This window comes from Streptomyces sp. JLBG701, assembly GCF_058544905.1.
Map to the genome: position 1 here is coordinate 2,224,449 of NZ_CM178588.1, position 17,547 is coordinate 2,241,995.

17 protein-coding genes, 5 tRNA genes and 1 pseudogene are annotated in these 17,547 nt (G+C 71.9%); 10 read left to right on the forward strand and 13 right to left on the reverse strand.

All coding sequences use genetic code 11. The features are described from left to right. Positions 1-6: 6 nt before the first annotated feature. Positions 7-459, reverse strand: coding sequence for a TIGR02611 family protein (locus tag AC5DRG_RS10190; RefSeq protein ID WP_491809679.1), 453 nt, complete (start codon positions 457-459; stop codon positions 7-9). A gap of 191 nt (positions 460-650) precedes the next feature. On the opposite strand from AC5DRG_RS10190, the gene AC5DRG_RS10195 reads away from it, so the two are divergent. After that, positions 651-1,064 (forward strand): SsgA family sporulation/cell division regulator, encoded by a 414-nt coding sequence (locus tag AC5DRG_RS10195; RefSeq protein WP_004002642.1) that lies wholly within the window; start codon positions 651-653, stop codon positions 1,062-1,064. 217 nt (positions 1,065-1,281) lie between these two features. Further along, positions 1,282-1,842, forward strand: coding sequence for a CGNR zinc finger domain-containing protein (locus AC5DRG_RS10200; RefSeq protein ID WP_491809680.1), 561 nt, complete (start codon positions 1,282-1,284; stop codon positions 1,840-1,842). A 79-nt stretch (positions 1,843-1,921) separates the two neighbouring features. Here AC5DRG_RS10200 and AC5DRG_RS10205 read toward each other — a convergent pair whose 3' ends face one another. After that, positions 1,922-2,074, reverse strand: a complete 153-nt coding sequence (locus tag AC5DRG_RS10205) for a hypothetical protein (protein ID WP_164932292.1) — start codon at positions 2,072-2,074, stop codon at positions 1,922-1,924. 171 nt (positions 2,075-2,245) lie between these two features. Beyond that, on the reverse strand, positions 2,246-2,689 hold the full coding sequence (locus tag AC5DRG_RS10210) for a hypothetical protein (protein ID WP_491809681.1): 444 nt from the start codon (positions 2,687-2,689) through the stop codon (positions 2,246-2,248). A 230-nt stretch (positions 2,690-2,919) separates the two neighbouring features. Between AC5DRG_RS10210 and AC5DRG_RS10215 the strand changes: the two genes are divergently transcribed. After that, on the forward strand, positions 2,920-3,447 hold the full coding sequence (locus AC5DRG_RS10215; protein WP_491809682.1) for a DsbA family protein: 528 nt from the start codon (positions 2,920-2,922) through the stop codon (positions 3,445-3,447). 27 nt (positions 3,448-3,474) lie between these two features. Here the strand turns inward: AC5DRG_RS10215 and AC5DRG_RS10220 are convergent, their stop codons facing one another. Genes AC5DRG_RS10220 through AC5DRG_RS10230 form a run of 3 tightly spaced genes read right to left on the reverse strand, consistent with a single transcriptional unit; the run spans position 3,475 to position 6,309 of the window. Continuing rightward, a complete protein-coding gene (locus AC5DRG_RS10220; protein WP_491809683.1) occupies positions 3,475-4,299 on the reverse strand; it encodes a GNAT family N-acetyltransferase in 825 nt (274 codons plus the stop codon). A 55-nt stretch (positions 4,300-4,354) separates the two neighbouring features. Next, entirely contained in the window at positions 4,355-5,176 is an 822-nt protein-coding gene (locus AC5DRG_RS10225) for an aminotransferase class IV (protein WP_491809684.1), read from the reverse strand. After that, positions 5,173-6,309, reverse strand: coding sequence for a chorismate-binding protein (locus AC5DRG_RS10230; protein WP_491809685.1), 1,137 nt, complete (start codon positions 6,307-6,309; stop codon positions 5,173-5,175). Before AC5DRG_RS10230 ends, AC5DRG_RS10225 begins: the two co-directional genes overlap by 4 nt. Before the next feature lie 177 nt (positions 6,310-6,486). Between AC5DRG_RS10230 and AC5DRG_RS10235 the strand changes: the two genes are divergently transcribed. From AC5DRG_RS10235 to AC5DRG_RS10255, 5 genes are all read left to right on the forward strand, one after another. Next, positions 6,487-6,559, forward strand: a tRNA-Gly gene (locus tag AC5DRG_RS10235). 39 nt (positions 6,560-6,598) lie between these two features. After that, positions 6,599-6,672, forward strand: a tRNA-Cys gene (locus AC5DRG_RS10240). Position 6,673: 1 nt separating this feature from the next. Then, positions 6,674-6,745 (forward strand) — tRNA-Val (locus AC5DRG_RS10245). 35 nt (positions 6,746-6,780) lie between these two features. Further along, positions 6,781-6,852, forward strand: a tRNA-Val gene (locus tag AC5DRG_RS10250). 11 nt (positions 6,853-6,863) lie between these two features. Next, positions 6,864-6,935: transfer RNA gene (locus AC5DRG_RS10255), tRNA-Val, on the forward strand. Between the two features lie 53 nt (positions 6,936-6,988). Here AC5DRG_RS10255 and AC5DRG_RS10260 read toward each other — a convergent pair. Next, the gene (locus tag AC5DRG_RS10260; protein ID WP_491809686.1) at positions 6,989-7,267 is read right to left on the reverse strand and encodes a TFIIB-type zinc ribbon-containing protein; all 279 of its coding nucleotides are present in this window, start codon (positions 7,265-7,267) and stop codon (positions 6,989-6,991) included. Between the two features lie 81 nt (positions 7,268-7,348). Then, the gene (locus AC5DRG_RS10265) at positions 7,349-8,305 is read right to left on the reverse strand and encodes a phosphotransferase family protein (RefSeq protein WP_491809687.1); all 957 of its coding nucleotides are present in this window, start codon (positions 8,303-8,305) and stop codon (positions 7,349-7,351) included. A 48-nt stretch (positions 8,306-8,353) separates the two neighbouring features. On the opposite strand from AC5DRG_RS10265, the pseudogene AC5DRG_RS10270 reads away from it, so the two are divergent. Then, positions 8,354-8,507, forward strand: a pseudogene (locus tag AC5DRG_RS10270) (cobyrinate a,c-diamide synthase); the annotation flags it as partial. 145 nt (positions 8,508-8,652) lie between these two features. On the opposite strand, the gene AC5DRG_RS10275 reads toward AC5DRG_RS10270, so the two are convergent. After that, on the reverse strand, positions 8,653-8,862 hold the full coding sequence (locus AC5DRG_RS10275) for a hypothetical protein (RefSeq protein ID WP_491809688.1): 210 nt from the start codon (positions 8,860-8,862) through the stop codon (positions 8,653-8,655). Between the two features lie 199 nt (positions 8,863-9,061). Continuing rightward, entirely contained in the window at positions 9,062-9,337 is a 276-nt protein-coding gene (locus AC5DRG_RS10280; protein ID WP_491809689.1) for a DUF8836 family protein, read from the reverse strand. A gap of 196 nt (positions 9,338-9,533) precedes the next feature. On the opposite strand from AC5DRG_RS10280, the gene AC5DRG_RS10285 reads away from it, so the two are divergent. After that, on the forward strand, positions 9,534-10,925 hold the full coding sequence (locus AC5DRG_RS10285; protein WP_491813006.1) for a serine/threonine-protein kinase: 1,392 nt from the start codon (positions 9,534-9,536) through the stop codon (positions 10,923-10,925). Here AC5DRG_RS10285 and AC5DRG_RS10290 read toward each other — a convergent pair. From AC5DRG_RS10290 to cobT, 3 genes are all read right to left on the reverse strand, one after another. Further along, positions 10,892-11,710: a TrmH family RNA methyltransferase gene (locus AC5DRG_RS10290; RefSeq protein WP_491809690.1), complete on the reverse strand. Its 819-nt coding sequence runs from the start codon at positions 11,708-11,710 to the stop codon at positions 10,892-10,894. The two genes, AC5DRG_RS10285 and AC5DRG_RS10290, sit on opposite strands and share 34 nt — an antisense overlap. A gap of 64 nt (positions 11,711-11,774) precedes the next feature. Further along, on the reverse strand, positions 11,775-13,007 hold the full coding sequence (gene cobA, locus AC5DRG_RS10295; protein ID WP_491809691.1) for a uroporphyrinogen-III C-methyltransferase: 1,233 nt from the start codon (positions 13,005-13,007) through the stop codon (positions 11,775-11,777). 218 nt (positions 13,008-13,225) lie between these two features. Continuing rightward, positions 13,226-17,311 (reverse strand): nicotinate-nucleotide--dimethylbenzimidazole phosphoribosyltransferase, encoded by a 4,086-nt coding sequence (gene cobT / locus AC5DRG_RS10300; RefSeq protein WP_491809692.1) that lies wholly within the window; start codon positions 17,309-17,311, stop codon positions 13,226-13,228. Positions 17,312-17,547 lie beyond the last annotated feature (236 nt).

Sequence of the window (17,547 nt, forward strand, 5' to 3'; positions counted from 1 at the left end):
GCGGGATCACTGGTCCTTGATATTCCAGGGCATCTCGAAGCCGAACTTCCAGACATAGACGCCGACAAGAGCGGCCACGATCACGAGCCCGATCGTCGTCAGGATGATGTTGCGGCGCCGCACCTCGGGATCGAGGGCCGCCTGAGCCGCCTCGGTGACCTTGCGCTTCGTCCAGCGGAGCACCAGCTGGGCCCAGACGAACTCGGTCGCCCAGATCGCCATGCCTCCGAAGATCACCACCCAGCCCGGTCCGGGCAACGGGAGCATGACGATGCCGACGCCCACCACCGCGAGCCCGATGATGAAGACCCCGACCTGCCAGCTCACGTGCAGCGCACGGCGTGCCCTGATGAATTCCGGCGCCTTCGAGCCGAGCCCCTGCCCGCTCTCCGCTCCGCCGGCCTGCGTCTCGTCCGGCGCCACAGCCACCTCGCCCGACTCGTCACTCCCCGTGCTCATAAAGCCAAACCCTACCGGAGGGAAACCGGTCACCGGAATGGGCGTAGCTCGCGAACGGGTTCTCGGCCGGAAGAGTTACGTAAAGGCACGCAAAACACTCAGAGGGGTTTACAACGGCACCGTAGGTGGCATGTCGATTTCGCCGACGTGCGAATCCCCGAGCGCACACTGAGCGAAAGGCCCTGGCGCTTATGAACACCACGGTCAGCTGCGAGCTGCACCTGCGCCTCGTTGTGTCGAGCGAGTCCTCCCTGCCTGTCCCCGCAGGTCTGCGGTACGACACGGCCGACCCCTACGCCGTGCACGCCACCTTCCACACCGGTGCCGAGGAAACCGTCGAGTGGGTGTTCGCCCGCGATCTCCTCGCGGAGGGCCTCCACCGGCCCACCGGAACCGGCGACGTCCGTGTCTGGCCATCCCGTAGTCATGGCCAGGGCGTCGTCTGCATCGCGCTGAGCTCCCCGGAGGGGGAGGCGCTGCTGGAGGCCCCGGCACGGGCCCTGGAGTCCTTCCTGAAGCGGACGGACGCCGCCGTGCCCCCGGGCACTGAGCACCGTCACTTCGATCTCGACCAGGAGCTCTCACACATCCTGGCGGAGAGCTGACGGCGAGATCCCACAGAGCCGCCCGGCGCCGTCCACTCGGGGAGACGGCTCGGGCCAAGACGAACGACAACCGCATAGGGCACACACCGGCGCCGTCGCCGCGGACCTCCGTGGCGACGGCGCCGGCGTGTGTGCGGTCCCCGCTCCCCCGGCCGTCGGACTAACATCGGCCAGCATCGGCGGGCGTCCGCCCGACCCCCAGGCCAGGGAGCGAAACGTGCTGATCACCCACGACACCCGGTGTTCCCTCGACGCCGTGGTGGATCTGGTGAACACCGCACCGGAGGACGACACGACGCCGGACGCGCTGTCGGATCTCGCCGCTCTTGAGGATTTCGTGCGAAAGCACGAAATGAGCGATGTCGGAGTGCTCTCCGAGTTCGACCTCTCGGCGGTGCGGAAGATCCGCGGACGGTTCGCCGGGATCTTCGCGGCCCCGGACGCCCGGGCCGCCGCCGCTCTCATCAACGAGCTGGTCGCCGCCGCAGGCACCACGCCCCGGCTGACGGACCACGACGGCTACGACTGGCATGTGCACTACTTCGCCCCCGGCGCCTCCGTCGCCGACCATCTGGCGGCCGACTGCGGGATGGCCCTGGCGTTCTTCGTGGTGGCCGGGGAGCAGGAACGGCTGCGGCGCTGCGAGGCCCCCGACTGCCGACGTGCCTTCGTCGACCTCTCCCGCAACCGCTCGCGACGCTACTGCGACAGCCGGACCTGCGGAAACCGCCTGCACGTGGCCGCGTACCGGGCACGGCGGAAGGAAGCCGCGGGCTGACGTCCGGGGCGGGACGCCCGATGAGATGCCGGTGTCGACGTGGTCCCCGGCGGGTGACGCCCGGGACCACGCGTACGGCTCACAGCAACAGCAGATCGTGCAACGCAGCCATGAGCAGCAGACACCCGATCACCGCAAGAAAGATCATCAGCGGTGGCTGGGAAAGGGCGAAGAGGCACCCGCGCGGCTCGTCCTTGGGCGGCGCGGCGTCGCTCTGTGTCGTGTCCAGCATCTCGCCGCGATGATGACGCAGTCGGGACCCTCGGCGCGATCAACACGCCCGGAAAATCCGGGAGTTCGCCGGATTCCGTGATGTCCGTTTCAGACCGTGATCGCTTGCGGACGGACCATGATCCCTCTGTGTCGTTTCAGTCCACATCCGCCCGTCATATGACGGGCGGCTTCATATCCCGTGCTTCTTCAGGATGGCCTCGATGTCGCTGAAGTCCTCAGAGGCGCCCGCGCGGGGTGCGGTCGCAGGCCGGGTCGCGGGCCGGGTGGACTGTCCCAGGGAGGGCGCGGAGGCGGCCGGTGCCACGGCTTCGGTCCGGGCGGCGGCCCGCGCCGCCTTGCGCTCCTTGCGGGTGCCGCCGCGACGGCGCTCCACCGCGCGCGTGGACATGAAGAGCAGCCAGGCGACGCCGAGCACGCCGAAGCCGGCCCAGGCCGTCAGACTGAAGGCGGTGTCGGCCGCCCACTCGACGACCCCGATCATCACCAGACCGATGGGCACGAGGGAGTACGCGGCGATACGGGCCGCCGCCAGGAAGCGCTTGCGATAGGCCGTGACCGCCGCGATGCCCAGGCCTGCGGCGGAGACGGCGGAACAGACGGTCTCGACAATCATCCGGTCCTCCATGCAGGGCTCGGCGAGGCAGGGCGGTTCGTCCCTTCCATCCTGCACCGTCCGCTCCCCGGATTGCCATGCTCCGGCCCGAGATCAGGGACATCTCGGGGTCGACTCCTCCCCAGGTGCCGGTCACAGCCGTACGAAGCCCGAGAACAGCCCTGATGGCGATCAGGGTCGTCCATGATCCCGATTGGGCCGTCGGCGGCCGGGCTGGGAGACTGGGCCCCATGAGCGACTCCTCCCCCGCCCGCACCTCCGCCCCCGTTCCCGTCCTCGAAGTGTGGTGCGAGCTCCAGTGCCCGGACTGCCGTAGCGCCCTGGACGACCTCCGCGCCCTGCGCGCCCGCTACGGCGACCGGCTGGAACTGCGGCTGCGGCACTTCCCACTGGAGAAGCACAAGCACGCCTTCGCCGCCGCGCAGGCCGCAGAGGAAGCGCTGGAGCAGGGGCAGGGCTGGCCGTACGTCGAAGCGGTGCTCGGCCGCGTCGAGGAGCTGGACCGTAAGGGGGAACCCTTCCTGGTCGAGGTCGCCGGTGAACTCGGTCTGAACGCCGAGGAGTTCGACACCGCACTGATCGACGGCCGGCACATCCTGATCGTCGACGCCGACCAGGCCGAGGGCAAGGCGATCGGCGTGACCGGCACCCCGACCTACGTCATCGGCGGCGAGCGGCTGGACGGCGGCAAGAGCCAGAAGGGGCTGCGCGAGCGGATCGAGGAGATCGCGGACCGGCTGCTGGCCGACGGCGAGTGAGCCTGGGAGCCATTGTCGGAGCAGGTGTCAGAGCAGGTTCTTGGACAGGTGGTGGGTGACCGTCTCGTAGCCGAGAGACTCATAGAGCCGCTCGGCCGGGATGTTGCCCGCGAAGACGTTGAGGCCGAGGGCGCGTGAGCCCGCCGCGATCGCCTGGATCTCCGCCAGCAGCATGAGCGTACGGCCGTGTCCTCGGCCGCGATGGGCCTCGTCGGTCTCGACGTCGAAGACGTAGGCCTGCTCGTCGAGGAGGCCCAGCCAGAGGATCCCGACCTGGGTCCCTTCGTGCTCCAGAACGCTCAACCGCACGTTCTCGGTGGCCACGCCCCGCGGAAGGTACCGCTCCTGATCCTCACGGGATCTCGCGTACGCCGCTGCCTCGGAGACTCCCCGCTCGATCCAGATACGGGCGTACTCCTTCATCTCGTACTCCCGCCACGGCCCGAACTCGGCCTCCGTCATGGGCCGGGCGGCGCTGCCCGCGGGCAGCTCGGGCGGGGTGTCGCCGAGCTGCTTCACCATGTTGCGGCTGCTGGGGACGTAGCCGAGCGCCCTTGTGAGCCGTAGCGCCGGCTCGGCGTCGCCGGGGACGGAAGTCTGGATCCGCTCGCAGCCCCAGCCGCGCGCCACCTCCTCCGCGGCGAGCGCGGCGACCGTGCCGCGACCGCGCCGCCGGTCGGGCTCCTCGATGCGCAGTTCCCGGATCTCGGCCACCGAGTCGCCGAACCGCGCGGACGTGCCGAGGTGTATCGCGCCCACGGGCCGGCTGTTCACGCACACCTGGTAGTGGCGTGAGCGTGTCCCGTCGGCGGCGTGCTGGAGCGGCTCGGTCGGCCGCAGGGTCGTGGTCATCAAGGGAGTTGTACCCGCCGGGGAGCCTTGGATCAGCCGAATATCCTCGGAGTTCCTACGGATCGAGGTTGTCGCCGGACCGCTCGTCGAAGATCCGCATCGCCTTCGCGGTCACCGGGCCGGGAGCGCCAGCGAGCGTGCGGTCGTCGACGCGGTGCACGGCCTGAACGTCCCGCAGCGTGGACGTGAGAAAGACCTCCTCGGCCCGCTCCAGGACGTCGAGCGGCAGATCGGTCTCCTTGGCGCCCGTCCACTCGACGGTCAGGGCGCGGGTGATGCCCGCGAGGCAGCCGGAGGCGACCGGCGGAGTGTGGATCTCGCCGTCGAGGACGACGAAGACGTTCGACCCGGTGCCCTCGCAGAGTTGTCTGACCGTGTTGGCGAACAGGGCCTCGGAGGCGCCGTGTTGGTGGGCGCGGGCGAGTGCGACGACGTTCTCGGCGTACGAGGTCGTCTTGAGGCCGGTGAGGGCGCCGCGCTCGTTGCGGGTCCAGGGGACCGTGACGACGGCCGTGGAGTCGGCGCGCCGGGTGGTCTCGCCGAGGGCTACGACCAGGGTCGGGCCGCGGTCGCCGCGGTCGGAGCCGAGGGGGCCGTGGCCGCCGGTGTACGTGATCCGGAGCCGGCCCAGCGGCATCGGGTTGGCGTCGATGACGGCGGCGCAGGCGCGGCGGACCTCGTCGAGGTCGGGGTCGGGCAGACCGAGGCCGCGGGCCGAGCGGGTCAGTCGGTCGAGGTGACGGGTCAGCGCGAACGGCTTCCCGTCCGCCGCCTTCACCGTCTCGAAGATGCCGTCGCCCACAGTCAGCCCGTGGTCGAAGACGGAGACGCGGGCCGACTCCGATTCCTGGAGTCCGCCGTCGAGCCAAAGCTTCACTGGTCGCTTCCTCGCAATTCTGCACCGGGGGCGTCGCGTCGGCCGGGGGTCCGGGGGTTGTCCTCCGGGCCGGCACAGCACGTCACAGTCCCTCTCCACTCACCCTCGTACGTTCCCGACGCTACCGCGAGCAGTCGCGCCGCCTTCAGCTCGGTCTCCCGCCACTCGCCCTCGGGGTCGGAGCCCCAGGTGATGCCCGCGCCGGTGCCGAATCGCAGGACACCTTCCTCAGGTTCCTCCCGGTCGATCCAGAAGGTACGGATACCGACGGCCAGCTCGGCGGTTCCCCGGTCGGCGTCGACCCAGCCGATGCCGCCGCAGTACGGGCCGCGGGGTGCGGTCTCCAGGGCATCGATGATCCGCAGGGCGCTCGACTTGGGGGCGCCGGTGACCGAGCCGGGCGGGAAGGCCGCCGCGAGCAGCTTCGGCCAGCCGGCGTCGGCGCGCAGCTCGCCGTGGACCGTGGAGACGAGGTGGACCAGACCCGGGTGCTTCTCCACGACGCACAGCTCGGGGACGGTCACGGTGCCGGTGGCGCAGACGCGCCCGATGTCGTTGCGGACCAGGTCCACGATCATCACGTTCTCGGCGTAGTCCTTCTCCAGGAGGTCCGCCTCGGTGCGGCCCGTGCCCTTGATCGGGCCCGACTCGACGATCCGGCCGTCGCGGCGTAGGAAGAGTTCGGGGGAGGCGGTGGCCACCTCCACGCCGTGCTCGGGCAGCCGGATCGTTCCGGCGTACGGCGCCGGGTTGCCGCGGGCCAGCAGCGCGGTCAGCGCGTCCACGTCGGCGTCGGGCGGGACCGGCGCCGAGAGCACACGGCAGAGGTTCGCCTGGTAGACCTCGCCGGCCGCGATGTGCTCGCGTATCCGCCGCACCCCCGCCGTGTACGCGGCGCGGTCGAGAGACGACGTCCAGTCACCGACCGCCGGCCCGTGCCACTCCCCCGGCACCGGCGCGGGCACCGGCTCCTGACGTACGGCCCTGAAGCGTGCGCAGGTCAGACGGCCCTCGAAGTCCGCGGCGACCGCCCAGAAGCCGGTGGAGTCGAGGGCGGCGGGGTCGCTGGTGACATCGAGGAGACCGGTGGCCACGCGGTCACCGAAGCGGGCGAGAGGAGGGAGGTCGAGCACGCAGTCGAGTCTATGGCGGTGTCCCGCGGGTGGCCCCAGCGTGTCTCCGCGGGTGCCCTGACCTTGAGTTCCTGGCGGTGCGGCGCAGCACGCTGCACAAACGCGTTTTTGTGCTGGCCCCGGAATCCGCTAGAGTTCAACACGTCGCCGGGACGCGGGAGCGTACCGAAACGACATGCGGACGTAGCTCAGTTGGTAGAGCGCAACCTTGCCAAGGTTGAGGTCGCCAGTTCGAACCTGGTCGTCCGCTCGCAGGAAGTGGGGGATCTTCCCGAACCCCCGCGCTCCTGGTGGAGTGGCCGAGAGGCGAGGCAACGGCCTGCAAAGCCGTCTACACGGGTTCAAATCCCGTCTCCACCTCCAAGGACGATTAGCTCAGCGGGAGAGCGCTTCCCTGACACGGAAGAGGTCACTGGTTCAATCCCAGTATCGTCCACTGGTCCGCAAGGGCCTTGATCCGCGAGGATCCCCGCGCGATTAGCTCAGCGGGAGAGCGCTTCCCTGACACGGAAGAGGTCACTGGTTCAATCCCAGTATCGCGCACGCAGTCCCGAGGACGATTAGCTCAGCGGGAGAGCGCTTCCCTGACACGGAAGAGGTCACTGGTTCAATCCCAGTATCGTCCACACACCAAAGCCCCCGGCCGAGTTGATCGGCCGGGGGCTTCTTCGTGCGCGGCTCAGCTGGAGAACAGCATGTGGCCGAAGCTCTTGTGGCGCTTGTGGCCGTAGTGGCCGCCGCCGTGCTGCGGGGCGCCCCAGGCGGGCGCGGGGGCGCCGTAGGCCTGCCCGGCCGGCGGGGGCGGCGGTCCGGGCTGGGACCACTGCGACTCCACGCGGGTCAGGGCCTCCAGCTCGCCGTAGTCGAGAAATATCCCGCGGCACCCGCTGCACTGCTCGATCTGGACGCCGTTGCGGTTGTACGTGTGCATCGGCGCATGGCACTTCGGACACTGCATGGTCGGCTCAACTCCTCGCCCGTCGGTCCTGCTCAGTGGTTCCGCCAGGACAGACTCCGTCCAGCCCTGGTCGGTTGCACCCTACTTCGCGAGGCCGTGGGTCAACTGCGGTGGGGCGGAACCCATTCGGTCACAGGCGTCCACCACCGACTGCTCCACCTCGTCCAGGGGGCGGTCCGCCGCGATCGCCTTGGCTACGGCCGTGGCGGCGGTCTGCGCGGTGAGGGCGCGGGCCGGGACGTCCAGGGCGGGCCAGGGGTCGGAGTCCGGGGCCGTGGGGACGGCGGGGCCGCCCGCCGCGCGGTATGCGGTCAGGAAGCGGGTCCACTCCTCGGGTGGGAGGAGGCCGCAGGCGTACCAGGCCGCCGGGCGGGCCAGGTCCCAGGCCGGGACGCCTACGCCGAGGTCGTCTACGTCGATCAGCAGCCATGGGCCGTCGGGGGCCGGGTGGCGGACCAGCTGGCCGAGGTGGAGGTCGCCGTGGCAGAGGGTGGTGGCGTTGGCGTCGGGCGGCGTGGGCGTCTCGGCTCGGGCCCAGGCGGGGAGGGCGTTCCAGGCGCGCAGGATCGGGGCGGTCGCGGAGTGGGGGCCGGCTGCTTGGAGGCGGGCGATCGCTCGGGCGGCCTTGGCGGGACCGCGCATGGGAGGCAGGGCGGGTGGAGGCGGGGTTCGGTGGAGACGGGCGAGGAGGGTGGCGGCGGCTTCCCAGGGAGCTGCGTCCGGGTCGTCCGGGTCCACGGGGGTGCCGTACGGCCAGAAGGTCACGAGTCTGCCGTGCAGGTCGACTGGCGCCGGGCTTAGCGGGGGTAGGAAGACGTCGGGGAGGGTTGCTGCGAGTGTGAGGCGGGGGGTCAGGTCGGGGAGCGGTGTGTTCGGGGCGTGGGCCTTCGCGACGGTGTCGGCGTGGCGGACGACTGTGGCGTCGGGGCGGTCGGCGAGGGTGATCGGGCTGCCGCAGGGGCAGGTCGAGGTGCGTGAGTGGGCCGTGGCCTTGGCTCGGGCGGTGAGGTCGGCGAGCAAGGGGGTGGCGGCGGTCACGGGGCTCCCTGGGCGGGCGGTGCGGGTCTCGTCCGAGGGTAGGGCGGTGGGCTTGGTGAGTCATCAGGTGCCCTGCGCTGCGGTCGGCCCCGGGGTGTTTTCGCCCCGCCGCCCCTACCCGTCCCATCCCTGGGGGCTGCGCCCCCAGACCCCCGCTTCGGCCCTGAACGGGCCTCGTCCTCAAACGCCGGACGGGCTGAAAACACCGACCGGCGTCGGGAAGTTTGATGCCGGCGCAGCTCCCCAGCTGCGCCGGCATTTTTGCCGTCCGCCGCACCCCCGTCCCCACGGGGTTTCATGGGTGGATGTCCCCGCCCGGACCGCTCTTCCGGGCCTGGGGTCGCCGCTCAGCGCCCCAGCATCACTCCCACGGACGACGCTTGTGTGGCCACTGTCTCCCAGCCGTCGAAGACGACGAGGAGCAGGACCGCCAGGGGGAGGGCCATGAGTGTCGCCACCAAGGGGTGGCGGCGGCCCTGACGGCGGGGGCGGAACGCAGCGGCGTGCGCCTTGCGTCCCTGTGTGCGGATCGTCGTCCGCGGTGCCGTGAAGGCCATGGTCCCTCTCCTGACCGTTCTTGACGTGTCGTTGGCAGCGGCGGGTGTCTGACCTCGGGGGACGAGTGCTGCACCCGCCGCTTGACCTCAAATCTAGGCTTGCGGCGGGTTGGGGTCGTCATGCCGTCGTACCGATTGGCGGGCCTCCCGGAGGATGAGCCGTGACCTGCGGTGTACTCCTCTGGGTGGAGACGAGGGCCTAGGTCTCGGGGGTTTCCCGGAGGGGACGCCCGGTCTGTCCCGTCCTTTCCGAGCTGTCCTCCCGGGGCACCGGCTGCTCGACCAGGGCCAGGACCCGGGTCGCCATGAAGCGGGCCGTGCGCACCACGGAGCCGCTTCGGGTGACTTCGCTCACTTCCACGACACCTCGTCGTACCGCCGTCTCCACCCGACGGCCCGCTCTGCTGGCCACCACCTCGTACGTACGAGTCGTGTCGCCGGCGTCCACGACTATCTCCACGCGGTCACCCTTCACGGGCTCAATCCCCCTTCTGTGACGGGTGGTTGGGATCACAGGCAGGTCAAAGCCCTCCTGTTCACTGGCTCCCTGACCACCCTTCAAGTTTCGCACCCGGCACTGACAATCCGTCGGGCCGAGAGGGCGCGGCCTCTGCGCGCGGGCGGCCGGGTAAACGTAAGCTGTGCCACGTCACACGGACCGGGCAGCGGGGATGAACATGGCGATGATGCGCCTGAGGCGCGAGGACCCGCGCGTCGTCGGCTCGTTCAGGCTTCACAGACGGCTCGGCGCGGGCGGGATGGGCGTTGTCTATCTGGGCTCCGACCGGAAGGGGCAGCGGGTCGCCCTCAAGGTGATCCGGCCCGATCTGGCTGAGGATCAGGAGTTCCGGTCCCGCTTCGCCCGAGAGGTGTCCGCCGCGCGGCGGATTCGCGGCGGGTGTACCGCGCGGCTCGTCGCCGCCGATCTCGACGCCGACCGGCCGTGGTTCGCCACACAGTACGTGCCCGGGCCGTCCCTGCACGACAAGGTCGCCGACGAGGGGCCGCTCAGCGCGGCCGAGGTCGCCTCCGTCGGGGCAGCGCTGTCGGAGGGGCTCGTCGCCGTCCACGAGGCCGGGGTCGTGCACCGGGATCTGAAGCCGTCCAACATCCTGCTGTCCCCCAAGGGGCCGCGGATCATCGACTTCGGCATCGCCTGGGCTACGGGGGCCTCGACGCTCACGCACGTCGGTACGGCCGTCGGGTCGCCCGGCTTCCTCGCGCCCGAGCAGGTGCGCGGCGCCGCCGTCACACCGGCCACTGATGTCTTCTCGCTCGGGGCCACGCTCGCCTACGCCTCGATGGCCGACTCGCCCTTCGGGCACGGCAGTTCCGAGGTGATGCTGTACCGCGTGGTGCACGAGGAGGCGCAGCTGCGCGGCGTTCCGGACGCGCTCGCTCCGCTCGTCCGCGCGTGTCTCGCGAAGGACCCCGAGGAACGGCCCAGCACGCTCCAACTGTCGCTGCGGCTCAAGGAGATCGCGGCGCGGGAGCACCAGGACCACCTCGCCGACGTACGGCCGCCCGCGCCTCGCACTCCCGACGCGGACCGGCCGACCGGGCGGCTCACCGAGAGCTACCCGGAGCAGCAGCGCACCCAGGCCCAGCGGCGTCCGCCGGGACAGCAGGGCATGCAGGGCGGGCAGGGGACTCCGGCTCCTCGGGGTGCCGGCGCGCCGCGCGGTTCCGCTCCCTCGTCACGGGGTGGCGCTCCGTCGCGTGGCGGGAACGCCTCGTCCCGGTCCGGGGCGGCTCGGCCCACGCCCTCCTCCCGGAACACCACACGCTCCGGCAGTGGGAACCGGCCCGCGCAGCGCAGTGGTGCCGGGCGTCCCGGGCCCCGGACCACCGGGACCGGGCGGCGGCCCGCCAATCCGCGGCTGCTGCGGCAGCGGCTGTTCGTCTTCGTCGTCGTGACGCTGCTGGTGGCGCTCGGGATCGCGGCGGCGCAAGGGTGTCAGGGGCCGGCCCATGGGCTGGACGGCGGCCGTCAGGTCGTACCGAAGCAGGTGCAAGCGCAGGCTGACGCTCAGAGTTCCGGGCGGCCCGTCGCCACCGCGTAGAAGGCGACCGCGGCCGCCGCGCCCACGTTCAGGGAGTCGACGCCGTGGGCCATCGGGATGCGGACCCATTCGTCGGCGGCGACCAGGGCCTGTGTGGACAGGCCGTCGCCCTCGGCGCCCAGCATCAGCGCCACCCGGTCCATCCTGTGCGGGGCCGCCTCGTCGAGCGTCTTCGCCTTCTCGTCCGGGGTGAGGGCCAGGAGCGTGAAGCCGGCCTCTCGGACCGAGTCCAGGCCCTTGGGCCAGGTGTCGAGACGGGCGTACGGCACTGAGAAGACCGCGCCCATCGAGACCTTGACGCTGCGGCGGTACAGCGGGTCCGCGCAGTCCGGGGAGAGCAGGACCGCGTCCATGCCGAGGGCGGCGGCCGAGCGGAAGATCGCGCCGATGTTGGTGTGGTCGTTCACGGACTCCATGACCACCACCCGACGTGCGGTCTGGAGGAGTTCGGCCGCCGTGGGCAGCGGCTTGCGCTGCATGGAGGCGAGCGCGCCGCGGTGCACGTGGTAGCCGGTGACCTGCTCGGCCAGTTCCGGGCTGACCGCGTACACCGGGGCCGGGAGCTCGTCGATGACGTCCCGCATGACGTCGACCCACTTGGCCGACAGCAGCATGGAGCGCATCTCGTAGCCGGCGTCCTTCGCTCGGCGGATGACCTTCTCGCCCTCGGCGATGAACAGGCCCTCGGCGGGTTCGCGCTTGCGGCGCAACTCCACGTCGGTCAGGCCCGTGTAGTCGCGCAGGCGTGGGTCGTCGGGGTTCTCAACGGTGATGAGATCGGCCACAGGGTGATACTGCCTTGTCCTGGGTGTGGTGCCAACGGCTCGGTACGGGTTGGGTTACCCGTGGTTACGCAGGGGGCTGAGGGCCCACGTTGACGACCTCGCCGATGACGATGACCGCCGGGGGCTTGACCTCCTCGGCGAGCACGACCTCGGCGACCGTAGCGAGGGTCGCGTCCACGCGGCGCTGGGCTGCGGTCGTGCCCTCCTGGACCAGGGCGACGGGGGTGTCGGGGGCCTTGCCGTGCGCGACCAGGGTCTCGGCGATCTTGCCGATCTTGTCGACGCCCATGAGGATCACGAGCGTGCCGGTGAGCTTGGCGAGGGACGGCCAGTCGACGAGCGAGCGCTCGTCGTCAGGGGCGACATGGCCGCTGACCACCGTGAACTCGTGTGCGATGCCGCGGTGGGTGACCGGGATGCCGGCCGCGCCGGGAACCGAGATCGAGCTGGAGATGCCGGGGACGACCGTGCAGGAGATGCCCGCCTCGGCCAGCGCCTGGACCTCCTCCATGCCGCGGCCGTAGACGTAGGGGTCGCCGCCCTTCAGCCGTACGACCCTCTTGCCCTGCTTGGCGTGCTCGATCAGCGCGTTGTTGATGGCCTCCTGGGCCATGAAACGGCCGTACGGGATCTTCGCCGCGTCGATCACCTCGACATGCGGGGGGAGTTCGGCGAGGAGGTCGCGGGGGCCCAGGCGGTCCGCGATGACCACGTCGGCCTCCGCCAGCAGGCGGCGGCCGCGGACCGTGATCAGGTCCGGGTCGCCGGGGCCGCCGCCGACAAGGGCTACGCCTGGGGTGCGGGTGCGGTGGTGGGGGGCGACGAGGGTGCCGTCGCGCAGGCCCTCGACGACCGCGTCGCGGATGGCGGCGGTGTGGCGGGGGTCGCGGCCGCGCACGTTCGTGGTGAGTACGGCGACCGTGACGCCCTCGCTGTGGCCCGTCGCCGGGGTCCAGGCCGTGGCCGCGTCGGCGTCGTCGGAGCGGACGCACCACACGCGACGCGCTTCCGCTTCGGTGGAGGCGGCGGTGCTGGCCTCCGTGTCGCCGGTGGCGATGAGGGCGTACCAGGCGTCGGCCAGGTCGCCGTCCGCGTAGGGGCGCCGCTCCCAGGTGATCTCGCCCGCGTCCGCCATCGCCTCGACGGAGGGGGTCGCGTCGGGGGATACGAGGAGGATGTCCGCGCCCGCTGCGATGAGTGCCGGGAGGCGGCGCTGGGCTACCTGGCCGCCGCCGAGGACGACCACTCGACGGCCGGTGAGGCGGAGGCCTACGGGGTAGGCGGGGTTTTCGGCCATGAGGGTGCGGCTCCTCTTGGTGGCGGTGCGGTGGCCCTGACGTGGGGATTTTACGGTGCGGGTCGGTTGGGCGGCGCTGCGGTCCGGTGGCTGATCATCGTCGCCGACTACCGGTCCGTGGTCCGTGGCCACTGTCGGCCCGGCAGGAACCGACAGCGACCGAGGCGCGCGAACATGGGACCCGGGAACGCAGTTCCCGAGCCCCCTGCGCCTGGTGCCTACTTCTCAGTTACCCCCGCCGAGTCGAACGTCGCCACCTCGTGCATCGCCCGAGCCGTGCTCTGGACGAGCGGGAGGGCCAGGAGGGCGCCTGTGCCTTCGCCGAGGCGAAGGTCGAGGTCGACCAGGGGGCGCAGGCCGAGCTTGTTCAGCGCGGCCACGTGGCCCGGTTCGGCGCTGCGGTGGCCCGCGATGCAGGCGGCGAGGACCTCGGGGGCGATCGCGCGGGCGACCAGGGCGGCGGCGCCGGCGCTGACGCCGTCCAGGATCACCGGCGTACGCAGGGAGGCGCCGCCGAGGAGCAGGCCCACCATCGCCGCGTGTTCGAAGCCGCCGACCGCCGCGAGGACGCCGATCGGATCGGCCGGGTCCGGCTGGTGGAGGTCGATCGCGCGGCGCACGACCTCCGTCTTGCGGGCCAGCGTCTCGTCGTTGATGCCGGTGCCCCGGCCGGTGACCTCGGCGGGGTCGGTGTCCGTGAAGACGGAGATCAGCGCGGCGGACGCGGTGGTGTTCGCGATGCCCATCTCGCCGGTGAGCAGGGCCTTGTTGCCGGCCGCCACCAGGTCGCGGGCCGTCTCGATGCCGACCTCGATGGCCTGCTTGGCCTCCTCGCGGGTCATCGCGAGGCCGGTGGTCATGTCGGACGTGCCGGCGCGGATCTTGCGGGGCAGCAGGCCGGGGGTCGCCGGCAGCTCGGAGGCGACACCGACGTCCACGACGCAGACCTCGGCGCCGACCTGGCTCGCGAAGGCGTTGCAGACGGCTCCGCCGCCAAGGAAGTTGGCGACCATCTGGGCCGTCACCTCCTGGGGCCAGGGGGTGACGCCCTGGGCGTGCACGCCGTGGTCGCCGGCGAAGATCGCGACGGCCGCGGGCTCCGGGATGGGCGGCGGGCACTGGCGGGACAGGCCCGAGAGCTGCGCGGAGATGATCTCCAGCATGCCGAGCGAGCCCGGCGGCTTCGTCATACGCTTCTGCCGCTCCCAGGCCTCGCCGAGCGCCTTCGCGTCCAGCGGGCGGATACCGGCGACCGTCTCGGCGAGCAGGTCGTGCGGCTCCTCGCCGGGCAGCGCGCGACGGCCGTACGTCTCCTCGTGCACGACCCAGGACAGCGGGCGGCGCTTTGACCAGCCGGCCTGCATCAGCTCGGGCTCGTCCGGGAACTCGTCGACGTAGCCGACGCAGAGGTAGGCGACCACTTCGAGGTGCTCGGGCAGGCCGAGGGCGCGGACCATCTCGCGCTCGTCGAAGAAGCTGACCCAGCCGACACCGAGGCCCTCGGCGCGGGCGGCGAGCCAGAGGTTCTCGACCGCGAGTGCGGAGGAGTACGGGGCCATCTGCGGCTGGGTGTGACGGCCCAGGGTGTGGCGGCCGCCGCGGGTCGGGTCGGCGGTGACGACGATGTTCACCGGGGTGTCGAGGATGGCCTCGATCTTCAGTTCCTTGAACTGCTTCGCCCGGCCCTTGGGCAGCGACTTGGCGTACGCCTCGCGCTGGCGTGCCGCCAGTTCGTGCATCGCGCGGCGCGTGTCGGCGGAGCGGATGACGACGAAGTCCCAGGGCTGGGAGTGACCGACGGAGGGTGCCGTGTGGGCCGCCTCCAGGACGCGGAGCAGCACGTCGTGCGGGATCGGGTCGCTGCGGAAGCCGTTGCGGATGTCGCGGCGCTCACGCATCACCTTGAGCACGGCCTCGCGCTCGGCCTCGTCGTAGCCGGGCGCCGCCGGGCCGGTGGACTCTCTTACATCTGCCACTACGGCCGTGCTCTCTTCCTGCTCGGCGGCCCGGGTGTCCAGGTCCTCCGCTTGCTGTACGACTTCGGGGTTGGTCTCCGCGACGGGAGTGAGGTCCGCCTCACGCGGGGCGGGGACCATGGCGACGGGCTCGTCAACGGCCGTCTCCGGCTCCTCCATCGGGAGCGTGATGGGGTGCGGCGGGGTCGGCGCGAGGTGCGGGGTGGTCGGTACCGAGCCCTCGACCGGGACGAACTGACCGAGGGGCTGGTCGAGTTCGGGGGCCGGCGCGATACCGGTGGTCTCGTCGAACTGTTCCGTCGCTTCGGGCAGTTCGGCGGGGTCGGCCGCCTGCGCGAGCGGCTCCTGGGCGAGCATCGCGTCCGCGGAGGCGGTGTCGGCGGCCGGTGCCGCCGGTACGGGCGCGTGCGGCTGCGGGGCCTGCTCGGCGAACTGGGCTGCGGGGTCCGCGAGTTGGGGGCCGGAAGGAATGGGGGCCACGGGAGTGGGGGTGGGCTCGGCGGCCACGGGGTACGCGTCGGCGTCCAGGGGCTGCGGCTGTGCGGGGGCGGCCGACTGGTCGTCCTGCGTGAACTGCGGCTGTGCCTGGTGTGCGAGCTGCGGATCCGGTACGGGCTCGGCTGCCTGCGTGGGTTCCAGGGGCGGGGCCGCGTGGGCGGGAACGGGGGTGCCTGCGGCGGGGGTGGCCGAGTCGTCGGGGGCGAGTTGGGCTTCGTCCTGGGCGAGTTGGGCTTCGTCCGCGTGCGGCGCGGCGGGGAGGGACGTGGCTTCGAGCAGCGTCTGCGCGGGCTCGGGCTGGGCGGCCACCTCTGCGGGGGCGGCTTCCTGAGCCTGGGCGGTCATGTCGACGGGGGTCGGCTCGTGGGCCTGGGCGGCGACGTCGAACGGCGTCGAGGCCTGGGGCTGAGCGGGTACCTCGACGGGCGCGGGGGGCTGTGCCTGTCCCGCGTCGAGAACCTGGCCGGCGTCCGGGGCGAACGCGGGCTCGGGCTGCTGCCCGGTCTCGGGGGCCTCGGGGACGTGGGTGGCCTCGGGGGCGTAGACCGCCTCGGGACCGTTGCCGTCGCCTGGGGCGAAGGCGCCGTCGGGGCCCTGGGCGGCGTCTGGGAAGTAGGCGGCTTCTGGGCTCTGCCCGGCGTCCGACGTGAAAGCGGCGCCGCCCTGGCCGGCGCCCGCGGCAATAGCGGCGCCGCCCTGCCCGGCATTCGCGGTGACGACTGCGTCGCCCTGTCCAGCGCCCGGGGTGAAAGCGGCCTCGGGATCCTGGCCTGGCTCCGGGGCGTAGGCACCGTCGGCGCCCTGGACGGCGTCCGGGAAATAGGCGGCCTCCGGGCTCTGCCCGGCGTCCGGCGTGAAGGCGGCGTCACTCTCCCCGGCGTCCGGCGTGAAACCCGTACCCGGGGCGAAAGCAGCGTCACCCTGCCCAGCGCCCGAGGCGAAAACAGCCTCGGTCCCCTGCCCCGCGTCGGCGGCAAAACCGGTGTCAGGACCCTGCCCGGCGTCCGGAAAATGCGCGGCGTCGGGCGTCCGACCCGGCTCCGAGGCGTACGCGGCATCCGGCCCCCCGGCGACCGCTTCCGCAGCGGCACCTTCCAGCGCCTGCCCCGTCTCGACGGCGTACGCCCAGTCCTGCCCCTGGGCCATCTGCCCCGCATCCGGAGCCGGAGCGACCGCCACGGCCGCCTCGGTCGTGAGTCTCGCCACCGCCGCCTGAGCCGCGCCGTGTGTCTCGGCCTGTGGTTCTGCGAGCGCCCGCCGGGCCGGAACAACCGTTTCGGCAGCCTGGGCCTCGGTGCTCGCCGGTGCCTGGGCCGTGGCCGCCGCACCCCAGGGCGTCGCGCCCTGAGGGGACGTCTCACGGAGCTGCGGGACGTCGAGGTACTCGGGGCCGGTGGTCGCCGGGCCGGGCTGGCGGGCCGGCATGCCCGCGGGGCCGCGGTCGGCGAGGGAGCGGACCGGGCTGGCGGAGGCGTCGGGGATCGGTGGGCCGAGGTGCAGGGGGCGGCGGGGAGTCGTGGGGGGCACGGGCATCGCGGGGGGTGTCGGGTTGGGGAGACGGACGCCGCCGAGGTCGACCGAGCCGCTGTCGCGGCCCGCCGTCTCGTGCGGGCCGGGTTCGTGGACGGTCTCTACGACGGGTTCCGGGGCGGGAGGGGGCACTTCGTTGCCCCAGGCGCCCTGGGCGCCCGGCAGCAGCAACAGGTCTTCGTCCTCGGCGGTGGTTTCGGAGAGGTAGGTGTACGCACCGTGCGCGGGGGCGCCCGGCTGCTCCACCATGCCTGCGCTCTCCGGCAGTCCCTCGCCCGGGACCTGGCCGGTGTCGGTCATGCGTACCCCTCGCCCATCGGTTAGTGCCTTCTACGACCAGCTCACCGGGAACGGCGCACCGACCGCCCCGCAGTGAAGAACGAGCGTGCCAGCCCAGCGGCACGAACGACTCACCGCCAAAAGACGACAAAGCCATTAACTGGCATTGTCCCGGCCGTTCCCCCGTCACGAAGGCTTGATCCGCGACGGCCCACTGTGGACTGCGCCACGTTGCGCGTCCTCCGGTTCCGCCGTAC